The organism is Mesorhizobium sp. M7A.F.Ca.CA.001.08.2.1 (assembly GCF_003998455.1).
Lineage (GTDB): Bacteria > Pseudomonadota > Alphaproteobacteria > Rhizobiales > Rhizobiaceae > Mesorhizobium > Mesorhizobium ciceri.
Window position 1 is genome coordinate 1 of the sequence record NZ_RZPW01000853.1, and the last position, 2,471, is coordinate 2,471.

The following is a 2,471-nucleotide window of genomic DNA, read 5'->3' on the forward strand; positions in this document are numbered from 1 at the left end:
GCCCCGTCAGCAGCGCCAGCACGACAACCACAAAAAGCACGCCGCCAATCATGAGGGCAGCGGGCAGCGCGCCGAGCAGCAGCGGCGGCGTGACGCTCGCTGTCGGTACGACCAGCGCATAGGCGCCGATCGTAATATAGTCGGCCTGCGCGAAATTGACGAGCCGCATGACGCCGAAGACGAGGCCGATCGCCAGCGCGACAAGGGCATAGAGGCTGCCCAGCGCAATGGCGTCGACGAGAACTTGAACGATGTTGGCCATGGCGTCCGGTCCTAGATCGCGAGGGTGCTGTCGGCCGCTTTTTCGCCCAGATAGGCACGGCGAACGGCGGGATTCATCCGGATGTCCTGAGGCGAGCCCTCGGCGAGGCTCTGCCCGCCGTCAAGCACATGGATGCGCTGGCACACCCCCATGATCACCTTCATGTTGTGTTCGATCAGCAGCACGCCGCAGCCGAAGCGGCCCGGCAGTTCGGCGATGACCTCCATCAGCGCCTCGCACTCCGCGTCATTCATCCCGGAGGCCGGCTCGTCGAGCAGCGCGAAGGACGGCTGCAAGGCGAGTGCCCGGGCAATGCCGACGCGCCGCTCGTCGCCATAGGAAAGGCTGTTGCAACGGTGGTCGGCCTTCATGGCGAGGCCCATCCAGTCGAGGATGTCGAGCGCCCGCTCGCGGGCCTCCCGACGAGACAGCCCACTTCCGATCGCCGCAACGGAGAGGTTCTGCTCCACCGTCATCGTGCGGAATAGCCGCGCCGCCTGAAAGCTGCGGCCAATGCCGGCTTGGGCGATCTTCCGGGCGGTCAGCCGCGAGACGTCGATGCCGTCAAGGCGGATGCTGCCGCTCGTCGGCCGCTGGAATCCGCTCAGCACATTGACCATGGTCGTCTTGCCGGCGCCGTTCGGGCCGATGAGGCCGAGGACTTCGCCGCGCCTGAGTTCGAGGTCGACCCCGCTGAGCGCCCGGATGCCGCCAAAGGCGACGGCAACACCGCGCGCCTCCAGCCGTTCTCTCGATCCCGATCTTTTCGATGGACGTGACATACCGGGCGAGACCTATCCGTAAGCTCGACTATGAATTTGCCAGGAGATTTGGTTCCGCCAGCCGCACCACCATGCGGCCGGCGGATCGCAGCCGGTTACTGACCGACGCGGAACAGGAGCTTCATGTCCGGCTTGAACGAGTTCCGGTAGACCTCGACGGCATGGAAGGAGCCGTTCTCGACCTTCATGATCAGCCAGGGGCGGTCGACCTGGATATGCAGCTGATCGCTAAACGAGGTCGGGCCGGCCGTGAACGGCTGGTCCTTGAAGGCGTTCATGACGCCGACCACCGCTTCGGATTCAGTCGTCTTCGCCTGCTCAACCGCATACGCCCACTGCTCGATGAGGCTGTAGCCCAGAACCGAGTAGGAGGAGACCGGCGGCTCGCCGTAACGCGCCTTGTGGCTTTCAAGGAATTTGTTCATCTCCGGCCGCGGATCATCGCCGTAAAGCGACATGAAGGCGGGCAGGTAGAAATCCTTCAGGCCCGGTACGGCGTTGAGCCAATAATTGTCGACCATCGCCGTGTTGGCGAGGATCGGCTGGTCGATGCCGGCGGCGCGCAGCTGGCGCACGGCAGAGGCGCCACCCGGCGTGAACGAGCAGACGAAGACCGCGTCCGGCTGCCTTGCAAGCCCCTTGAGGCGGGTGATCTGCGAGGCGATCGACGGGTCGTCGTTCTTGAAGGTGTCATTGCCGAGGATCGTTTCCTCGCCGCCACCCGCGGCCCAGGCCGCGCGGAATCCGGCGCAGGCCGATTTGTTGTATTCGATCGTAAGGTCTTCAAGCACGTAGACCGACTTCAGATTCATCTTCTTCTGCGCATATTCGGCAATCGCGATGCCTTCCGACTGCGCCGCGCTGTTGGCGGTGAAGGTGAGCGGGCCGACGCCCTGCACGCCCATTTTCGGATCGGCGGCGCACAGGCTGAAGGCGATCTTGCCCGCCTGCTTGGCGGCAAGCGCCGACGGGGCGCCAAAATCGTAGTCACAGGAGACGACCAGCATGTCGACGCCGCCATCGACGAGCTGCGCCCCGACGGTTGCAGCGCGGGCCTGGTCCGTCTTGGTGTCCATGACGGAATACTCGATCTGGCGTCCCAGCAGGCCGCCAGCCTTGTTGATCTCCTCGATCTTCATGACCGCCGCCTTGAAGGGCGCGCTGTCGTAGTTCGAAAGCCAGCCGGATTCCGCGATGGCGAAACCGATCTTGATCGGCTCTTCGGCACGCACGCCGGTCATAGGCAACAGAAGGGCGATTGCGGCCGAAGCGGCCACAGCAACAGATTTCATCGTCGTTCCCCTTGGCGGTGAGCAAGGCACCGCTTCAATTATTTTGCATATAGTCCTCTGTGGACAGAAGACAGAATGCGGGTTAGATTTTTTTTGTCAACGGCAAAAATGCGGCGGGCAGTTCCGAGTTCGATC

2 protein-coding genes and 1 pseudogene are annotated in these 2,471 nt (G+C 63.5%); all 3 read right to left on the reverse strand.

Translation table 11 applies throughout. The features are described 5' to 3' along the window. Nucleotides 1-262 (reverse strand): annotated as a pseudogene (locus tag EN914_RS32010) (branched-chain amino acid ABC transporter permease); the annotation flags it as partial. 11 nt (nt 263-273) lie between these two features. Continuing rightward, the gene (locus tag EN914_RS32015; RefSeq protein ID WP_024502242.1) at nt 274-1,044 is read right to left on the reverse strand and encodes an ABC transporter ATP-binding protein; all 771 of its coding nucleotides are present in this window, start codon (nt 1,042-1,044) and stop codon (nt 274-276) included. A gap of 95 nt (nt 1,045-1,139) precedes the next feature. Next, the gene (locus EN914_RS32020) at nt 1,140-2,336 is read right to left on the reverse strand and encodes an ABC transporter substrate-binding protein (RefSeq protein ID WP_024502241.1); all 1,197 of its coding nucleotides are present in this window, start codon (nt 2,334-2,336) and stop codon (nt 1,140-1,142) included. Nucleotides 2,337-2,471 lie beyond the last annotated feature (135 nt).